General features: G+C 60.2%; 20 protein-coding genes. 11 read left to right on the top strand and 9 right to left on the bottom strand.

Going from position 1 to position 17325, the window contains the following annotated elements; all coding sequences use genetic code 11:
* Positions 1–9 precede the first annotated feature (9 nt).
* Positions 10–282, top strand: coding sequence for a nucleoid-associated protein HU-alpha (hupA, locus tag WBR25_RS17840; protein WP_005340484.1), 273 nt, complete (start codon positions 10–12; stop codon positions 280–282).
* Between the two features lie 128 nt (positions 283–410).
* On the opposite strand, the gene WBR25_RS17835 is transcribed toward hupA, so the two are convergent.
* The 3 genes from WBR25_RS17835 to WBR25_RS17825 all read right to left on the bottom strand — a co-directional run bounded on the left by WBR25_RS17835 (position 411) and on the right by WBR25_RS17825 (position 3209).
* Positions 411–854 (bottom strand): PACE efflux transporter, encoded by a 444-nt coding sequence (locus WBR25_RS17835; protein WP_236323084.1) that lies wholly within the window; start codon positions 852–854, stop codon positions 411–413.
* A gap of 162 nt (positions 855–1016) precedes the next feature.
* On the bottom strand, positions 1017–1874 hold the full coding sequence (locus WBR25_RS17830; protein WP_429132776.1) for an alanyl-tRNA editing protein: 858 nt from the start codon (positions 1872–1874) through the stop codon (positions 1017–1019).
* A gap of 111 nt (positions 1875–1985) precedes the next feature.
* Complete coding sequence (locus WBR25_RS17825; RefSeq protein ID WP_005340487.1) at positions 1986–3209, bottom strand: Nramp family divalent metal transporter; 1224 nt, start codon at positions 3207–3209, stop codon at positions 1986–1988.
* A gap of 237 nt (positions 3210–3446) precedes the next feature.
* Between WBR25_RS17825 and rpsF the strand changes: the two genes are divergently transcribed.
* From rpsF to WBR25_RS17805, 4 genes are all read left to right on the top strand, one after another.
* A complete protein-coding gene (rpsF, locus tag WBR25_RS17820) occupies positions 3447–3833 on the top strand; it encodes a 30S ribosomal protein S6 (RefSeq protein WP_005308887.1) in 387 nt (128 codons plus the stop codon).
* A 30-nt stretch (positions 3834–3863) separates the two neighbouring features.
* Positions 3864–4094: a 30S ribosomal protein S18 gene (rpsR, locus tag WBR25_RS17815; protein ID WP_005308890.1), complete on the top strand. Its 231-nt coding sequence runs from the start codon at positions 3864–3866 to the stop codon at positions 4092–4094.
* Positions 4095–4146: 52 nt separating this feature from the next.
* Complete coding sequence (gene rplI, locus WBR25_RS17810) at positions 4147–4593, top strand: 50S ribosomal protein L9 (protein ID WP_005340490.1); 447 nt, start codon at positions 4147–4149, stop codon at positions 4591–4593.
* 101 nt (positions 4594–4694) lie between these two features.
* On the top strand, positions 4695–5435 hold the full coding sequence (locus WBR25_RS17805; RefSeq protein WP_479748804.1) for a ferredoxin--NADP reductase: 741 nt from the start codon (positions 4695–4697) through the stop codon (positions 5433–5435).
* 48 nt (positions 5436–5483) lie between these two features.
* Here WBR25_RS17805 and WBR25_RS17800 read toward each other — a convergent pair whose 3' ends face one another.
* Entirely contained in the window at positions 5484–5834 is a 351-nt protein-coding gene (locus tag WBR25_RS17800) for a hypothetical protein (RefSeq protein ID WP_042053367.1), read from the bottom strand.
* Between the two features lie 19 nt (positions 5835–5853).
* Positions 5854–6150 (bottom strand): hypothetical protein, encoded by a 297-nt coding sequence (locus WBR25_RS17795; RefSeq protein ID WP_202003097.1) that lies wholly within the window; start codon positions 6148–6150, stop codon positions 5854–5856.
* A gap of 255 nt (positions 6151–6405) precedes the next feature.
* On the opposite strand from WBR25_RS17795, the gene WBR25_RS17790 reads away from it, so the two are divergent.
* Positions 6406–7416, top strand: coding sequence for a Preprotein translocase subunit SecY (locus tag WBR25_RS17790; protein ID WP_479748801.1), 1011 nt, complete (start codon positions 6406–6408; stop codon positions 7414–7416).
* A gap of 54 nt (positions 7417–7470) precedes the next feature.
* Here WBR25_RS17790 and WBR25_RS17785 read toward each other — a convergent pair whose 3' ends face one another.
* Positions 7471–7638, bottom strand: a complete 168-nt coding sequence (locus tag WBR25_RS17785) for a hypothetical protein (protein ID WP_005308905.1) — start codon at positions 7636–7638, stop codon at positions 7471–7473.
* 56 nt (positions 7639–7694) lie between these two features.
* Between WBR25_RS17785 and WBR25_RS17780 the strand changes: the two genes are divergently transcribed.
* The 4 genes from WBR25_RS17780 to gshA all read left to right on the top strand — a co-directional run bounded on the left by WBR25_RS17780 (position 7695) and on the right by gshA (position 13607).
* Positions 7695–8672, top strand: coding sequence for an NADP-dependent oxidoreductase (locus WBR25_RS17780; protein ID WP_479748799.1), 978 nt, complete (start codon positions 7695–7697; stop codon positions 8670–8672).
* Complete coding sequence (locus WBR25_RS17775; RefSeq protein WP_005340498.1) at positions 8669–9106, top strand: YqaA family protein; 438 nt, start codon at positions 8669–8671, stop codon at positions 9104–9106. Before WBR25_RS17780 ends, WBR25_RS17775 begins: the two co-directional genes overlap by 4 nt.
* A gap of 27 nt (positions 9107–9133) precedes the next feature.
* A complete protein-coding gene (locus WBR25_RS17770; RefSeq protein WP_479748797.1) occupies positions 9134–11947 on the top strand; it encodes a M16 family metallopeptidase in 2814 nt (937 codons plus the stop codon).
* 61 nt (positions 11948–12008) lie between these two features.
* On the top strand, positions 12009–13607 hold the full coding sequence (gene gshA / locus WBR25_RS17765) for a glutamate--cysteine ligase (protein WP_479748795.1): 1599 nt from the start codon (positions 12009–12011) through the stop codon (positions 13605–13607).
* An 81-nt stretch (positions 13608–13688) separates the two neighbouring features.
* Here gshA and WBR25_RS17760 read toward each other — a convergent pair whose 3' ends face one another.
* The gene (locus tag WBR25_RS17760; RefSeq protein WP_040067503.1) at positions 13689–15479 is read right to left on the bottom strand and encodes an AMP-dependent synthetase/ligase; all 1791 of its coding nucleotides are present in this window, start codon (positions 15477–15479) and stop codon (positions 13689–13691) included.
* A 227-nt stretch (positions 15480–15706) separates the two neighbouring features.
* On the opposite strand from WBR25_RS17760, the gene WBR25_RS17755 reads away from it, so the two are divergent.
* Complete coding sequence (locus WBR25_RS17755; RefSeq protein WP_479749917.1) at positions 15707–16210, top strand: hypothetical protein; 504 nt, start codon at positions 15707–15709, stop codon at positions 16208–16210.
* A 38-nt stretch (positions 16211–16248) separates the two neighbouring features.
* On the opposite strand, the gene rimI is transcribed toward WBR25_RS17755, so the two are convergent.
* Positions 16249–16698: a ribosomal protein S18-alanine N-acetyltransferase gene (gene rimI / locus WBR25_RS17750; protein ID WP_479748793.1), complete on the bottom strand. Its 450-nt coding sequence runs from the start codon at positions 16696–16698 to the stop codon at positions 16249–16251.
* 109 nt (positions 16699–16807) lie between these two features.
* Positions 16808–17242, bottom strand: a complete 435-nt coding sequence (locus WBR25_RS17745) for a DNA polymerase III subunit psi (protein ID WP_479748791.1) — start codon at positions 17240–17242, stop codon at positions 16808–16810.
* Between the last annotated feature and the right edge of the window lie 83 nt (positions 17243–17325).

The following is a 17325-nucleotide window of genomic DNA, read 5'->3' as shown; positions in this document are numbered from 1 at the left end:
GGAAATGTTATGAACAAAGCTCAACTTGTCGATGCGATTGCCGCCAAAGCAGATCTGAGCAAAGCTCAGGCCAAAGTGGCTCTGGAAGAGATCATCAATGGTATTACCCAGAGCTTGAAAGAAGGCGATGCTGTGCAACTGGTCGGTTTTGGCACCTTCAAGGTCACCCACCGCGCAGGCCGCACCGGTCGTAACCCGCAAACTGGTAAAGAGATCCAGATTGCTGCTGCCAACGTGCCTTCATTCGTGGCTGGCAAGGCTCTGAAAGACGCCGTCAAGTAAGTCCGAAAGTCTGTTTTGTCCAATGCCAGTCAGCTCGCTGACTGGCATTGTTTTTATGGGATCCTCCCATCCTTCCTAGCTAGTCCTTCCTGACTTTTCCTTCTGTCGGCCTCGTTGCGGCTGAGGCCTTATGCCGTCTGCGGGTTGGATGGCAGCGGCCAGATCCGCTCATAGGCCCAGGTAAAGACCATGATGTAGACGAGGTAGAAGGCGACGAAGCCGAGATCCAGCATCAGGGCGTCCCACACTCCCAAATCGAGCCAGAACATGACGCAGGGGAGGGAGAGCATCATAAAGCTCGCCTCATAGCCAAACGCGTGCAGGAAGCGGTCCAGTGGTCGTTTGTTGGTGCGCCCGCACAGTTTGAGCAACCCCATGTCGAACAACAGGTTCCAGCCGTAGGTCCAGGCAGTGGCGACGATGGAGAAGAAGATGGCCAGCGAACCGACCTCGGCGACGCCCTGACCGAACAGCTGGCTGATCAGCGGTGCGACCAGTGCCAGCCCGATGCCTTCGTAGAGAACCAGATAACGAAGTCGATCAGGGGTGGTGCGAAGTTGAGTACTACTCATGGGGATATGCCTCCTGTGGGAGGCGCATTCTAATCAGGGAGTGGTTAAAAGAGAAGCATCGGCCCGTCGTGACTGGCGTTGAGGGGCATGATGATGCCCCCTCTTTGCGATACTTCTTTATTGCCAATTTGGGCGTTAGCCCTGAGTGGTCAAGTCTGCGACTCAGGCGCCGGTTGGCGTGACCCGGGTCAGCATGGCAAAGCCCTCTTCCACTTGAGTGAGCTGTACCTTGACCTCTCCCAACTCGGCGAGCGAGGCAACATGGGTGCCACCACAGGGAATGGTCACCTCTTGGCCTTCCAGCATGCAGTGCCAGTAACGGGAATCGATGATCGCCTCGCCAGCGCGGCTACGGCGGATCTCGCCTCCGGCTGCGATCCAGTCGGCCAGTTGCTGGTTGACCTTCTCTTCAATCAGCGCCAGATCTGCCAGCAGCGCCTCGCTGTTGACCCCCTTCTTGCGCAGGCTCTTGCCGATGCGGTACTGCTCTCGCGATCCACAAGGCTCGACCCGAGAGCTTTGAATAGCCAGGCGGTCGAAGTCGGGCTGGCCCAGTGCATCACGCTCGCTTACCTCCTTGCGCCAGTAGGGGATGAGTACCCGGTTGAGGGCTAGTGCCGCCAGATGGCAGCCGCTATGGCCCAGACTCAGGGCGTGGCGGGCAGCGCTATCTACTTGCAATTCGACCTGGCTGCCAACGGCCAGCTCATGGTCACCGGTCAGCGGGTGGACCACCACGAAACGCCACCCCTCTGCGCCCCGCTTGACCGGAATGGCAGTATCGACGAACAGCTCGCCATCCGGGCTGATGGCCCCCATTCGGCAAGGGCCAATGGTGGCTTCGCCCCCTTCCCAGCGAACATGGCCTACATCCCCCGGCTGATCGGGCCAGAGGTGGCTCTGGGGATGAAAGGGGGTGAGGTCGGTGACCAGCAGCGTGGTGTCACCGCGCTGGCAGCAGACCACGCTGGCCTGCTCTTGATGATGGCCCAGTACGAAGCTGGCTCGGGTATGTTCCATGGCAAGGCTCCCGCAACGATAAATGAGAAGAGAAAGCGGCAGCATACGCCAAAGTGCGAAGAGGCTCATTAACCAGAGTTAATGAGCCTCTCTTCTCGGTTTTACGGTTCGCTAGATCATGGCGACCAGCAGATAGGCATTGAGCCCGATCACCAGCGCAACGATAAGGCGGCCGACGGCTTGTGTGACCGGATGGTTGCGATGTTGCCCCATCAGCGCCCGATCGCCGGTCAGCATCAACAGCGGGATCAGGGCCAGCGCGATGCCAAAGCTCAGGATCACCTGACTCAACACCAGAATTTCGGTGGTGTTGAGCCCCATAGCGATTACCACGAAGGCGGGAGCCATGGTGATGGCGCGTCGCAGCCAGAGCGGGATGGTAAAGCGGACAAAACCCTGCATTACCACTTGCCCGGCCAGGGTGCCCACCACGGTAGAGCTGATGCCGGAGGCGACCAGCGAGAGGCCAAACAGGGTGGCTGCTGCCTGACCCAGCAGCGGAGTGAGGGTCTGGTAGGCGGATTCCAGCTCCGCTACCTGCTGGTGGCCCGAGCTGTGGAACGCGGCGGCCGCCATCGCCATCATCGCCAGATTGACGAAGCCGGCGATAGTCATGGCAATCGCCACATCGACCCGGGTGGTGTGCAGCCGCTGGCTGACTGAACCTTGATCCTGCGTGTGCTGGGTCAGTGCCGAGTGCAGGTAGATAACGTGGGGCATCACGGTAGCACCGAGCACACCGGCGGCCAGATAGACGGCATCGCTGTTGGGCAGACCGGGGAAGAGGGCGCCCTCCAGCAGGCTGGGCAGATGGGGGCGGGAGAAGATCAGCTCGACGATGTAGGCCGCCGCGACAAACAGCAACAGGCCACCGACCACGAACTCCAGCGGTTTCTGGCCGCGGGATTGCAACATCAGGATCCCCCAGGTCACCACGGCGGTGATGCAGGCCCCTTCAAGCAAGGTCACGCCAAGCAGCAGCTTGAAGCCGACTGCGGCGCCGATAAATTCGGCGAGGTCGGTGGCCATGGCGATGATCTCTGCCTGCACCCAGTAGGCCCAGACCGCCGGTTTTGGCAGTCGGTCGCGGATGTGCTCCGCCAGATTCTTGCCGGTGACGATGCCGAGTTTGGCCGAGAGGGTCTGCACCAGCATGGCCATCAAGTTTGCCCATACCACTACCCAGAGCAGTTGGTAGCCAAAGGTAGAGCCCGCCTGAATATTGGTGGCGAAGTTGCCCGGGTCGATATAGCCGATGGCGGCGATAAAGGCAGGCCCGAGCAGGGTTAGCTTGAATTTGCGGGCTGGAATCGTAGTCGTCAGTGCGGGTTGCATGGCATCACCCTCCATAAGGATATGGAGAGAGAATAGATCTAAGTGATAATCATTATCAATTGTTGTTTCTGATGATTTCCATCGGGAAAAACATTTAAGGCGGTCAGTTGCAGTGAGGGATGTGATTTCGTACAATATGCCGCCCTAGAAAAGCAGCGACTAAACACCTTTATGTTCCTTGCCTCCGAGGTCTGGCTGCACCTGGGCGGAGGCTGAATTAATCCGTAAGGAGCTAAAATGCGTCATTACGAAATCGTCTTCATGGTTCATCCGGACCAGAGCGAGCAAGTTCCCGGCATGATCGAGCGTTACACCGGCGCCATCACCACCTCCGGTGGTACCATTCATCGCCTGGAAGATTGGGGCCGCCGTCAGCTGGCTTACCCGATCGACAAACTGCACAAAGCCCACTACGTTCTGATGAACGTAGAAGCAGAGCAAGCCGTTATCGATGAGCTGGAAACCAACTTCCGCTTCAACGATGCCGTTATCCGCAACATGATCATGCGCACCAAGCACGCCGTGACTGAAGTTTCTCCGATGGCCAAGGCCAAAGAAGAGCGCTTCACCCGTCGTGACGACGAGCGCCGCGAAGAAGCTACTGAAGCTGCTTCCGAAGAGTAATTCTGGATCACTGACTAGAGGATAAAGGCCATGGCACGTTATTTCCGTCGTCGTAAGTTCTGCCGCTTCACCGCCGAGAACGTTACCGAGATCGACTACAAAGATATCGTTACTCTGAAAAACTACATCACTGAATCTGGCAAGATCGTACCGAGCCGTATCACCGGTACCCGCGCCAAGTATCAGCGTCAGCTGGCACGCGCCATCAAGCGTGCTCGTTACCTGGCTCTGCTGCCGTACACCGATCTGCACAACAAGTAAGAATCGGCCCGGCACTTAAGCCTAACTCAACGAAATTTATAGAGGAAAGGTAATGCAAGTTATCCTGCTCGACAAAATCGCCAAACTGGGCGGTCTGGGTGACCAAGTTTCCGTGAAATCTGGTTATGCCCGTAACTACCTGATCCCGCAAGGCAAAGCTGTTATGGCCACCAAGGCCAACATCGAAGCTTTCGGTGCTCGTCGCGCTGAGCTGGAAGCCAAACTGGCTGCCAACAAAGCTGCTGCTGAAGAGCGTGCTGCCAAGCTGGCCGAACTGGCTACCGTGGTTATCGCTTCCAAGTCTGGCGACGAAGGCAAGCTGTTCGGTTCCATCGGTACCCGTGACGTGGCTGAAGCCATCACTGCTGCCGGCGTAGCCGTTGCCAAGAGCGAAGTCCGCATGGGCAACGTTCTGCGTAACACCGGTGACTACGAAGTTGCTGTTCAGCTGCACGCTGACGTTAAAGCAACCGTACAGATCCAGGTTGTTGCCCTGTAATAGCGATTCGCTGTTGCAGAGAAAACCCGCGCACTTGCGCGGGTTTTTTATTTTCCGGCCCGGGGGTAGAGTGAAGCTCTGTTCCACTGGAGGAGATCCCTATGGCTTGGGTCGAAGGTCGCGTCATCGAACGCATCGAATGGACACCCACCCTGTTCTCCCTGCGGGTAGCGGCCGAGCTGGCCCCCTACAAGGCAGGCCAATTCACCAAGCTGGCCCTCGAGCAGGGCGATCGCCGCATTCAGCGCGCCTACTCTTTCGTCAATCCCCCCTCTGCGCCATACCACGAGTTCTATCTGGTCGAGATCCCGAGCGGTGAGCTGACTCCCTCGCTCGGCTCGCTGCAAGCAGGCGATACCCTGCTGGTGCAATCCCAGGCGACCGGCTTTCTGACGCTGGATGAGGTGCCCGCCGGGCGCGATCTCTGGCTGCTCTCGACCGGCACAGCCATCGGCCCCTTCCTCTCCATGCTGGCCGAGGGTGAGGCGTTCAACCGTTTCGAGAATTTGGTGCTGGTGCATGGGGTACGTAAAGGCGAGGAGCTGAGCTATCAGGATTTGATCGCCAGCTTTGCCGAGCAATATGGCGAGCGCTTTCGCTATGTCCCCTTTGTCAGCCGCGAGCCCTGGCCCGATGCAATGGCAGGGCGGATCCCGGTAGCGATTGCCAGCGGCCAGTTGCAGCAGCGGGTAGGGTTGGAGTTCTTACCCGAGCTGAGTCAGGTGCTGATCTGTGGCAATCCGGAGATGGTGAAAGAGACCCAGCAGACCTTGCTGGCGCTGGGGTTGGCCAAGAATCTGAGGCGTGCGCCGGGCAATATCAGTGCGGAGAATTATTGGTAAACAATCAGCACAGGGGCGCCAAGCCCCTGTTGCATCAGGAGAGGGCGTTCAGTTCTTCTTGCCGTTACCCTTGTTTTTATCCTTCTGTTTGTCGTGACCTTGCCCGGGGTTATTGCCGCTGTGGATGCTGCGGTTGTAGTGATCCCGGTACTTGCCATCCATCTTGTCGCAGTTGAGTTTGATCCGGCTGTCGCCAATGCCAAGATCCAGACAGTTGTCCTGCCACCAGTCGTACTCTTTGTCATCCCAGTCGAGATTGATCTTGATGTCATCACCGGAGATCTTGATGCCATCGCTATTTTTGCTTGGCGGTGCCGCAACCGCGATGCCGTGCGCCATGAGCAGGGAAAGCAGCAGGGCGCCGCGCCGGATAACGGGGTTGTGTTTAGCTTGGGTCATCGCAAGGGTACTCCTGTTGTTACTGGTCGCTCTGCGAGTTGGCAGGGACCTGGTTGGTTTTCGGTGGCTGGTTGCGATTCTCTTCATCTTCCAGATTGAATTTGACCGCCTTGCAGTCGACGGAGGAGGTCTCCCCGATATCCAGAGTGAGGCAGTCGTTCTGGGTCCAGCCAAACTGCTTGTCATCCCAGTCCAGATTGAATTTAAGCTCATCGACGGAGAATTCGGAGCCACTGCTCTCTTGATATTGCTGTGTCGCTGCGGCGTTGCCGGTAACCAGAAGAAGGGAGAGTAGCAAAGTGGTCTTACTGTTCATGATGGCCTCGGATAATTGCAACGGTGGATGAGTGTACAGACCGGAGCTGAACCCGGGCGGAACTGTTCCCCATCTCACTACATGATCAAGTCAGGGAGGGATTGTATCGCTTTTCTGCTGCCGATTTGTCCGTTTTGGTCGCACTCTGGGCAGCTGGTTGCCAATCTGAAGGAATTCAGTCATTTGCCCTTCTCTGGGCGAGTCTGGCGACTATAATCGGCAGCCAACTTTTCCTGCACAGCACACCCCTTCATCATGACCACACAGGACTCCTCTACATTGCGCTACCCCAAGGGGTGGTTTGCTCTGACGACGGTATACAGTTTCACCGGGTTGGCCATTCTGGCTTCCATTATCTTCTCCCTGCTGCTGTTCCTCTCCATCGATGACAACCCGCTGATGAAGTGGCTGTTCGGCGGCTTGGCCATCATCTTCGAACTGGGCAAGTTTTACGTCTGGTACGAGTACGGCGAGCGCAAGGCGCGTCGGGATTTGAGTGGTGCTGTCTGGTCGCTGCTGTTTTACAGCGTGCTGGCGGCCATCTCCATCGGCGGCAGTATTGGTGGCATCAACAGCGCCACCAACACGGTACTGAGCCAGCAGGCGCGCCACGAACGGGAACTGGCCCGTTTCGACGAGCAGATCGCCAGCATCGAGCGGCAGATCCAGCTCAACGAGGAGGCTGCCCGCAAATATATCGAGCTGGAGCGCATCTCTAGCGGCGTCTCCTCGTTGCAGCACGCCAATACCAAGCTGCGCTTGCAGCAGGATGAGCTGCGTCAGCAGCGCGATGCCAAGCCGGTCAACGAACAATCCTCCATGTTGGGGCTGATGAGCAGTCTGGCGGACGGGGTGGGGATGAGCATCAGTCAGGTACAGTTTCTGCTGGTTTGCTTCCTCTCGGTGCTACTCGACGTGTTCGGTGCCTTTTTCGTCAGCCTGATCGGCGAGGAGAACCGCTTTCGCCGGATGTGGCGCTGGCAGCAGGAGCAAGCTCGCAGAGAGGCGCAGGAGGCGTTGGCGATGGCAGCCCAGCCCGAGCCCATGCTGCCGCCCGAGCCCGCCCCCGAGGTGCTGGCGCAGGTGCGCGGTGCGCTGGTGAGCGGTGAGCTCAAGTGCAGCAAACGCTCGGTGGCACAGGCTTTGTCACTCTCGCTGGAGGAGGTGGATCGGGTGTTCCACCATCTGCTGTCGCAAGGGGTGCTGGGGCAGGGGAGCAATCGCCACTACTACCTCAATCCGGCGCTGGAGCAGCAACCCGGATAGTGAGAAGGCCACCGAAACTCGGTGGCCTTTTTCGTTATCGAGTGGCTGTGGCACTCAGTGAGTCAGCACCATCATCAGGCTGAGGAAGGCGGCCAGTCCGCCACCGATGCCGATGATCCAGTAAAACCCCTTGGCCCCCTGTTTGAGCGGGATGCGGAAGTAGAGCAGAAATGCCCACCACCCCAGTGCCAGCAACAGAGGAATAAGAAACATTCGAGCCATGGTGTCCTCGCTGTTATTCTGTTGACCCTTGATCAATCAACAGGATGGATTGTGCAATGACGCAACTACAGATTACCGCATTCGGTGACCCCTCGGTACTCAAGCTCAACCCTTCCCTCGATAAGGTGCCAGCCGATGGCGAAGTGCGGGTACGCATCTGCTTTGCGGGGGTCAATCCCATCGATGCCAAAACCCGCGCCGGTCTTGGCTGGGCGGCGGCCCAGAACAAGGACAAGTTGCCCTGGACTCCGGGTTATGACATCTCCGGCGTGGTGGAGAAGGTAGGCCCCGGTGTGACCTCGCTGGTCGAGGGGGATCGAGTGTGCGGTATGGTTGGGTTTCCCCTCACTGCCGGTGGCTACGGGGAGTCTGTGGTGGCAAGCGAGAGCGAGCTGGTCAAGCTCGACGGGGTGAGCCTTCAGCAGGGGGCGGCGCTGCCGCTGGCCGGTCTCACCGCCTGGCAGGGGCTGCTTGAGCACGGCGGCCTCCAGAGCGGTCAGCGGGTCTTGATCCTCGCCGGGGCCGGTGGGGTCGGCCATCTTGCGGTGCAGTTTGCCAGCGCCTATGGCGCCGAGGTGGTGGCTACCGCCAGCCCCGACAACCATGGCTTCCTGCATGCTCTGGGGGCGCGCTGGATGGTGGATTACCACGACGCGAACTGGCCTGCACGGGTGGTGACAGAGGCCGGCCAGATCGATCTGGTTCTGGATCTGGTGGGCGGTGAGAGCGGCAAGGCGGCGTTGGCCTGTGTCAAGCCGGGTGGCCGTCTGGTGACGGTGCCCACCATTACCGCCCAGCAGATCAAGGATGCAGGGGCTGCGGCGGGTATCGAGGTGGTCGGCATGCTGGTTCACCCTGACCAGAAGCAGCTGGGTCAGATGTTGATGCTGCTGCGTCAGGGGGAGGTGAAGGTCACCCTCGCCGGTGAATTCCCCCTTGCCGAGGGGGCGCTGGCCCATCAGGCCATCGAAGGGGGCCATGTGCGCGGCAAGCTGCTGCTGCGGATGCCTGCGGCCGATGGCCTGCCCGGATGAATGGCATTACCGAGATGGGGCTGGGGTGGCTCTTTTTAAGCGCCTTCACCTCCGCCACCCTGCTGCCCGGCAGCTCCGAAGTGCTGCTGGGGGCCATGGCGGCCAAGGGGGAGTGGAGCATGGCGAGCCTGCTGCTGTGGGCGACGCTGGGCAATACCCTCGGCTCCATGACCACCTGGTGGCTCGGCTGGCTCGCCACCTTCAAGAAAAAACCGGAAGATTTTCAAGGCCGTGGGGAACAAAAAGCCTTAGGCTGGCTCAAACAACATGGTCACTGGTGTCTGCTGCTTGCCTGGACGCCGGTGGTCGGTGATGGTCTCTGTCTGTTGGCCGGTTGGCTGCGCCTCTCCTTCTGGCGCTCTCTCATTCTGATCGGGCTCGGCAAATTGTTCCGTTATGCCCTGGTTTTTCTGCTGGCCAGTCACATTTTCTAGCCTGTTTTTGTCACTCACGAGGTTACCGTGAACAAAGTCATACCTTTAACGATTCTGCTGGGCTTCACCCTGCCGGTGCTGGCGGCACCGACCCTGATTGCCGAACAGGGCAAGGAGGAGGGCAAGCTCGCCATCCCCTACCAGATGTACAAGCTGGACAACGGCCTGACCGTGATCCTGGCCCCCGACCGCTCAGATCCGCTGGTGCACCTCGATGTGACCTATCACGTCGGTTCATCCCGCGAGACGGTCGGCAAGTCCGGTTTTGCCCACTTCTTCGAGCACATGATGTTCCAGGGCTCGAAACACGTCGGTGATCAGGAGCATATGCGGATCATCAACGAGGCCGGTGGTGATATGAATGGCACCACCAACAAGGACCGCACCAACTACTACGAGACTGTGCCTGCCAACCAGCTGGAAAAAGTGCTCTGGCTGGAGGCGGATCGGATGGGCTTCCTGCTCGATGCGGTGAGCCAGAAGAAGTTCGAGATCCAGCGCGCCACCGTCAAGAACGAGCGGGCCCAGCGGGTCGATAACCAGCCGTACGGGCTGGTGAGCGAGAAGGTGGGGGAGACGCTCTATCCGCGCACTCACCCATACTCCTGGCAGCCTATCGGTTACGTGGAAGATCTCGACCGGGTCGATGTGAACGACCTCAAGCAGTTCTTCCTGCGCTGGTATGGCCCCAACAACGCCACCTTGACTCTGGGCGGCGACTTTGACAGCAAGCAGGCCCTCGAGTGGATCGAGAAGTACTTCGGCGCCATCCCGCGCGGCCCGGACGTGGCCGAGCCGACGCCAAAGCCGGTGACTCTGCCCGAGACCCGCTACGTGACGCTGCAGGACAAGGTGCACCTGCCGCTGCTCTATATCAGCTATCCCACTGTCTCCCTTGGCGATCCGCAGGAGCCTGCGCTCGACATGTTTGCCGACGTGCTGGGCGGCTCCGCCAGCTCCATGCTCTACCAGTCGCTGGTTAAAACCGGCAAGGCGATCGATGTGGGGGCGTCCCACTACTGCGAAGAGCTGGCCTGTACCCTGACCGTCTACGCCTATCCCAACCCGTCACAGGATGGCAGCCTCAAGACCCTCAAGGGGGCGGTGGACAAGGTGATCGGCGAGTTCGCCCAGCGCGGCCTCAAGCCGGAAGATCTGGAGAAGGCGATCGCCAAGTATCGCGCCTCTGCCATTTGGGGTCTGGATAGCGTCTCCGGCAAGGTGAGCCAGCTCGCCATGGGTCAGGTGTTTGCCCAGGATCCCAACTATGTGTTCAAGACTCTCGATGCCATCGGCAAGGTGACACCTGAGCAGGTGAAGGCCGCCTACGACAAGTTCATCGCAGGCAAGCCGGCGGTGGTGCTGAGCGTGGTGCCCAAGGGCAAGACCGAGTGGCAGGTTGCCACCCCGAACTTTACCCCCGCCAAGCGCGAGCTGCCGGATTACAGCAAGCATGACGAAGCGCTGGCCGAACGACCGGTAAAAGACAATTTCGATCGCAGCGTGCAGCCCAAGGCGAGCGAGGCGGTGAGCGTCAAGGTGCCTGCCATCTGGCACGGCAAGCTCGACAAGAACATCGAGATCATCGGTACCAAGAGTGACGAGATCCCGGCCGTCTCCATTATGATCGCCCTGCCAGGCGGCATTCGTGCCGAAGATAAGGGGCAGCTTGGACTGGCCAATCTGACCGCCGCCATGATGGGGCAGGGCACGGTGCGCCTGACCGAGGCTCAGCTGAGCGACGAGCTGCAAAAGCTGGGCTCAAGCATCGATGTCTCCAGCGCCCAGTACAACAACCTCATCACCGTCAGCTCGCTGGCGGACAAGCTGCCCCAGACGCTGGCGCTGGTGCGCGAGGTGCTGGAGCGCCCGGGCATGCGGGAGGCGGACTTCGAGCGGGTCAAGGCGCAACTGCTGCAAGGGATGCAACAGGCCCAGCAACAGCCCGAGTGGCTGGCCGGGCAGGCGTTCCGCGAGCTGGTCTACGGCAAGCAGAACCGCCTCGGTCAACCTACCGACGGGGTTGCGGCCGATGTGGCCAAGCTGACCCTGGCGGACGTGAAGCACTTCTATCAGGCCTACTACAACCCCACCAACGCCAAAGTGGTGGTGGTCGGTGATGTGGGCCAGAAGCAGATCGAGGAGCAACTTGGCTTCCTGACCGAGTGGAAGGGGGCCACGCCGACCCTGGGGGATCTCAAGCTCAAGGGTGAGCAGGCCAAGCCAGGTATCTATCTGGTCGACAAGCCGGGGGCGCCCCAGTCGGTGATCCGTATCGGTCGTCGCGCCATGCCGTTCGATACCACGGGGGATTACTTCACCGCCGGGCTGATGAACTTCAACCTGGGTGGCAACTTCAACAGCCGCATCAACCTCAACCTGCGGGAAGACAAGGGCTACACCTACGGCGCCAGCTCCGGTTTCTCCGCCAACCGCGAGGTAGGCACCTTCGCCACCGGCGCCAATGTGCGGGCCGATGCAACCGTCGATGCCATCCGCCAGTTCCTCAAGGAGATGGACAACTACCGCAAGAGCGGCCCGACCCCGGTCGAGCTGGCCTATATGCGCAGCGCCGTCTCCCAGCAGGATGCCCTCTCTTACGAGACCTTGGGCCAGAAGGCGGGCTTCCTGCTGCAGATGGTGATGTATGACCTGAAACCGGACTATGTGCAGGCCCAGAACAACCTGATCAAGACGGTGTCGCCCGAGGCGCTGAAAGCCAGTGCCGCCCGTTGGCTCAATCCGGCCGACATGGTGATCGTGGTGGTGGGAGACAAGCAAAAGCTTGAAAAACCCCTGAAGGAGCTTCATCTTCCCATCTATCCGCTGCAGTTGCCGTAACTGACGCTTTATAAAAATCAAGAGCCGCCCCGGATGGGGCGGCCTCACATGAGCCGTGAATATGACTACAACAAGCTTGTCGCTCACCGAGTTGCTGAATGCGTTGGGATCACCGGAGCGCCTCACCGCGCTCAAGGGGATCCGGCGCGGGATCGAACGTGAATGCCTGCGCATCACGCCGGATGGCCGACTCGCCCAGAGTGACCATCCCCGGGCGCTGGGCTCGGCCCTGACCCATCCCAATATCACTACCGACTACTCGGAGAGCCTGCTGGAGTTCATCACCCCGGCCACCGACTCCATCGACAGCCTGATGGAGCAGCTCGGCGACATCCATCACCATGTGATTCAGCATCTGGGTGACGAGCGGATTTGGCCGCTCTCCATGCCCTGCTTCGTCGGCGGGGAAGAGAGCATCCGGCTGGCCCAGTACGGCAGCTCCAATATCGGCAAGATGAAGACTCTCTACCGTCAGGGCTTGAAGAACCGCTACGGCAGCCTGATGCAGGTGATCGCCGGGGTGCACTTCAACTTCTCCATGCCCGACAGCTTCTGGAGCGAGTGGCAGGATCTGGTATGCGAAGGGTGCTGCAGCCAGCGCTTTATCTCCGACAAGTACATGGGGCTTATTCGCAACGTCTACCGCTTCGGCTGGCTGGTGCCCTATCTGTTCGGCGCCTCCCCGGCCATCTGCGAATCCTTCCTCAAAGGGCGCAAGAGCAACCTGCCGTTCGAGAAGACCGGCAAGGGCACCCTCTATCTGCCTTACGCCACCGCGCTGCGTCTCTCCGATCTCGGTTACACCAACAGCGCCCAGGCTGGGCTCAAGATCAGCCACGACAATCTGCCGGCCTATGTCAGCAGCCTGCGCCGCGCCATCAACACCCACAATCCCGACTTTGCCAAGATCGGGGTCAAGGTGGATGGGGAGTATCGTCAGCTTAACGACAACGTGTTGCAGCTGGAGAATGAGCTCTACGCCCCGATCCGCCCCAAGCGCACCCCGCGCAGTGGCGAGAAGCCCTCGGATGCGCTGGATCAGCGCGGCATCGAATACATCGAGCTGCGCACCGTGGACGTCAACCCCTTCACCCCGCTCGGCATCGACGCAGATCAGATCCGCTTCTTCGACCTGTTCCTGGTCTGGTGCCTGCTGTGCCCCTCTCCGGTGCTGAGTGACGAGGAGATTGCCCGCAACCGCCGCAACCAGAACAAGGTGGTGCTGGAAGGGCGTCGTCCCGGCCTGACGCTGGAAGATGAGCAGGGCAATGCCATTGGCCTAAAAGAGTACGGCCTCAAACTGTTCGACGAGCTGGCTCAGGTTGCCGATCTGCTGGATCGCTGCTGCGGCCGCAACCGCTATCGCGAGACGCTGGCGATGCATCGGGAGAAGCTGCTCAATCCCGAGCTCACCTACTCCGCCCGCATGCTCAAGGAACTGCTGGAGAGTGGCAAGGACAACGGCTGCTACGGCGACAAGCTGGCGACCCGCTATCGCGAGGAGCTGCTGGCAGGGGAGCTGCAGTACTGGGATGAGGCCTACTTTGCCGGTGAGGCGAAGGATTCGCTGGCCAAGCAGCGCGAACGCGAGCGCAGTGACAGCCTGTCGTTCGATGACTTCCTGGCCGACTACTTCGGAACCAGTACCACCACGGCCTGAAGGCGGCTTCGTACCAACCAAAGTGCCAACAAAAAGCCGCTCGAGTGAGCGGCTTTTTTATTCCTCTGAACCTGAGCGATATCAGACGTGGTTGTACATGGCCTCGATTTCGCTCTGGTATTTTGCCTCGATGATCTTGCGGCGCAGCTTCATGGTGGGGGTCAGTTCACCCAGCTCCATGGAGAAGGCGCTCGGCAGCAGGGTGAACTTCTTCACCTGCTCGAACTTGGCCAGCTCTTTTTGCAAGTCGGCGATGCGTGCTTCGAAGAACTCCATCACCCGGGAGTGGCGCAGCAGCTCGGTCTTGCACTGGTACTGCAGGTTGATGGAGCGGGCGTACTCCTCCAGCGACTCGAAGCAGGGGACGATCAGCGCAGAGACGAAGTGGCGGGCATCGGCGACGATGGCGATCTGCTCGATAAAGCGATCCTTGCCGATGGTCCCTTCCACCAGCTGCGGTGCCACGTACTTGCCGTTGGAGGTCTTCATCAGCTCCTTGAGGCGCTCGGTGAAGTAGATATTGCCCTGGCTGTCGAGCTCACCGGCATCGCCGGTACGCAGGAAGCCATCTTCGGTCATCACTTCGGCAGTCGCGTCCGGCTTGTTGTAGTAGCCGCGCATCACTGTGGGGGAGCGCACCAGCAGTTCGTTGTTCTCACCCAGCTTCACCTCGATGCCGTTGAGTGCCGTGCCGATGGAGCCGAGCTTGAACTGGCTGTCTTCGTAGCAGCAGACGGTGGCGGTGGTTTCGGTCATGCCGTAGCCGTACTTGAGATTGAGCCCCATCGCCTGGAAGAAGAGGTTCACATCGTCGGCCAAGCGGGCGCCCGCCACTGGCAGGAAGCGGGTACGACCGCCGAAGCGGGCGCGCAGCTTGCGAAACACCAGTCGCTCGGCGAGCCAGAGCTGGCCGTAGAGCAGCAGGGAAGCGGACTTGCCCGCCTGACGGGTGGCAACCATCTGTTTTCCGACCTTGGTCGCCCAGCCAAACAGGGCGCGACGCAGAGCCGGAGCCTGAGCAACTTTGGCCTGGATCATGGCATAGGCCTTCTCGTAGAGGCGCGGCACGGCGCACATCACGGTCGGCTGCACCTCGCCAATCACATCCATCACCTTCTGCGGATCGCGGATATAGACGTTCTCGGCACCACAGTAGAGCACGTAGTAGCTCCAGGCCCGCTCGAACACGTGGCTGAGCGGCAGCATGCAGAGCGAAACATCCTGCTGATTGAGGTCGAGGCGGCTGTTGTGCATCTCGAAACAGGCGGCGATGTTGCTGAAGTCGAGCATCACCCCCTTGGGCTCGCCTGTGGTGCCGGAGGTGTAGATCAGGGTCAGCAGATCATCCATCCGGTACTGGGTTTCCCGTACTCGCAGCTCTTGCTCGCTGGGCTGATGGTTGCCGGAGACCAGAAATGTCTGGAAGTGGCTCGCCTGCTCGCAGCCGCGCAGGTTGACGCTGCCGTCGAGGGCGATGAGCTGGCGGATCTCGCCGCTTTCAATCAGTTGCAGCGCCTGATCGAACTGAGGTTGTTCGCCAACGAACAGTACCTTGATGCCGGCATCTTTGACGATGTAGCGCAGCTGATCGAGCGTGCTGGTGGGGTAGATAGGGACGCTGACACCGCGGGCGGCAAGGATGCCGAGATCGGCCTGGGTCCACTCCGGCATATTGCGGGCATAGATGCCGACCATTTCGGTTGGCTGGTGGCCGGCACGGATCAGCGCCTGTGCGCAGTAGTCCATGGCTTGGCCCAGAGTACGCCAGCCGATGGCGCGCCACTGGCCATCTTGCTGAACCCGCAGGGCAGCCTTGTTGCCAAGCTGGGCAATACGTTCACGCATCAGTCGAACCAGATGAAGCTTCGGCATCAGTTAAACATCCTTTAATTACAGTTGTACGCCCGCGAGGGCACTAAAAATCGGGCTAGAGTTTAAACTCCAACATTACGGCTTACAAGTGTTCGCCGTTTGTCTTGGATCACAAAGAGCGCAAATAGCTCTCCCTTTGCGCAAACTGGCCGATACTGCTAGGAGGCAGAGAGAGGGTTAACGATATGAATCTGTGGGTGAAAGGGGCGTTGGCCGCGGTCGGGCTGATGGTGGTGGGGGGGGCTGCGTTTTGGTTCTTTGCCGGAACGTCATCACAGGGGCCCGCCAATCCCTGGTATCAGGGGGCCGAGGGGTATCAGCAGGCGCAGCAACAGGCGCTGGCGTTGGGCTATCCGCTGCTCTATGTGCTGGAGACCCCCAAGTGCCGCCGCTGCGGCGATCTGGAGAAGAAATTCTGGCAGAGCAAGGAGATGGCTGGCCCGCTTGCCCGGCTGGTGAAGGTGCGGCTCAACCCGGGCAAGGGGGATGGCAGCGAGCAGATCCTGCGCCGCTTTCCCAAAGTCGCCACACCGCCCGGCATCTATATCCAGCAGCCGGGCCAGCCCCTCAGACCCATCAAGATAGTGGTGGATATCGACCAGATCTGGATGCCGGGGAAAACCTGGCAGCGGGGCTTCTATATGCCGCTCTCCGGTGCCGGATTCGAGGCGGTGGTGCATACCACCCTGGCCTTGCAGGATCCCGCGCTGGGCAACGCCCCCCTCGATTGAGGGGGGACAAAAGGCTTGGGCGCGACGAACAGGCTGGATCAGCCGAAATCGAACAGTCGCGACATCAGCACCGCATCTTCCCTGTCGTTGCCGGTGCCGTAGTAGTCGGCGCGGCGGCAATACTCGGCAAAACCGGCGCTCTCGTAGAGGTTGATGGCGGTCTGGTTACCGGCCCGCACCTCGAGAAACCAGGCCTCAGCCCCGGCTTGCTTGCTGCGCGCCAGATAGGCTTGCAACAGCGCCCGTCCCAACCCCTTGCCCTGAAACGCCGGATGCACGCAGATATTCATCAGCGAGCTGTCACCGGCCACCAGATCCGAGATATAGAAGCCCGCCGGGCGACCATCGACCAGCATCAAGCCGTTGAGATAGCGAGGACCGAAGCAGGAGAGCAGGTTGGCCTCACTCCACGGCTCCTTGTGGGCGGCTTGCTCGATGGGGTAGACAAGGTCGAAATCGCTCTTGAGCAGGGGACGAAACTCAGGCATGGGGGCTCCGGATGGCAAGATGTTGGGCACTGGGGTTGGCAGAGGCGGCATTTGTAAAATCAGGTAAAAAGAGCGGCATCACAGTGGGACTTGGCGGCATGATGCAGGATCACGCCGCGTTGGCCGCAAGGTGTTGGCGCAGTTGTTGCCACAGGGCGCGCTTTTGCGCGGCGCTGGGGGTGAGCGGGCAGATCAGCGCATTTGGCTGCGCGGGGTTGGCCTCCGTCAGCCAGAGCAGAGGGGAGGCGCCCGCCGTTTGCAGATCGGCAGGCGGCAGCTCGCTGAGCAGTGAGACCTCGTCGGGGGTCATGCCGAGCAACTGGCAGATATCCGCCAGCAGCGTGGTGGCAGGCAGCTGAGGCGCCAGCAGCCAGAGTTTGCCGCTGGGTAGCGGAGCGCGGGTGGCCGGTGCTGTCTGGTCGGGCTGCACGGCATCTTGCGCAAGCTCGGGAGCGGGAGCTGCGCCCAGCAATGCCGGACGACGCAGTTGCCAGCTTTGAATGCCCATGCGGGCCAACATGCTCTGACGAACGGGATCTTGCATTTGAGGCGACTCACTCTTGATCTGCATTGGGGAAAATTGTGTTGCGCAGGGTACACTCGAACCGCTTTTGCTGCACCCTTTGC

The sequence above is a fragment of the Aeromonas sp. MTB genome (assembly GCF_056632455.1).
Note: the sequence above shows the minus strand (reverse complement) of the source record. Positions and strands in the feature narration are given on the sequence as shown.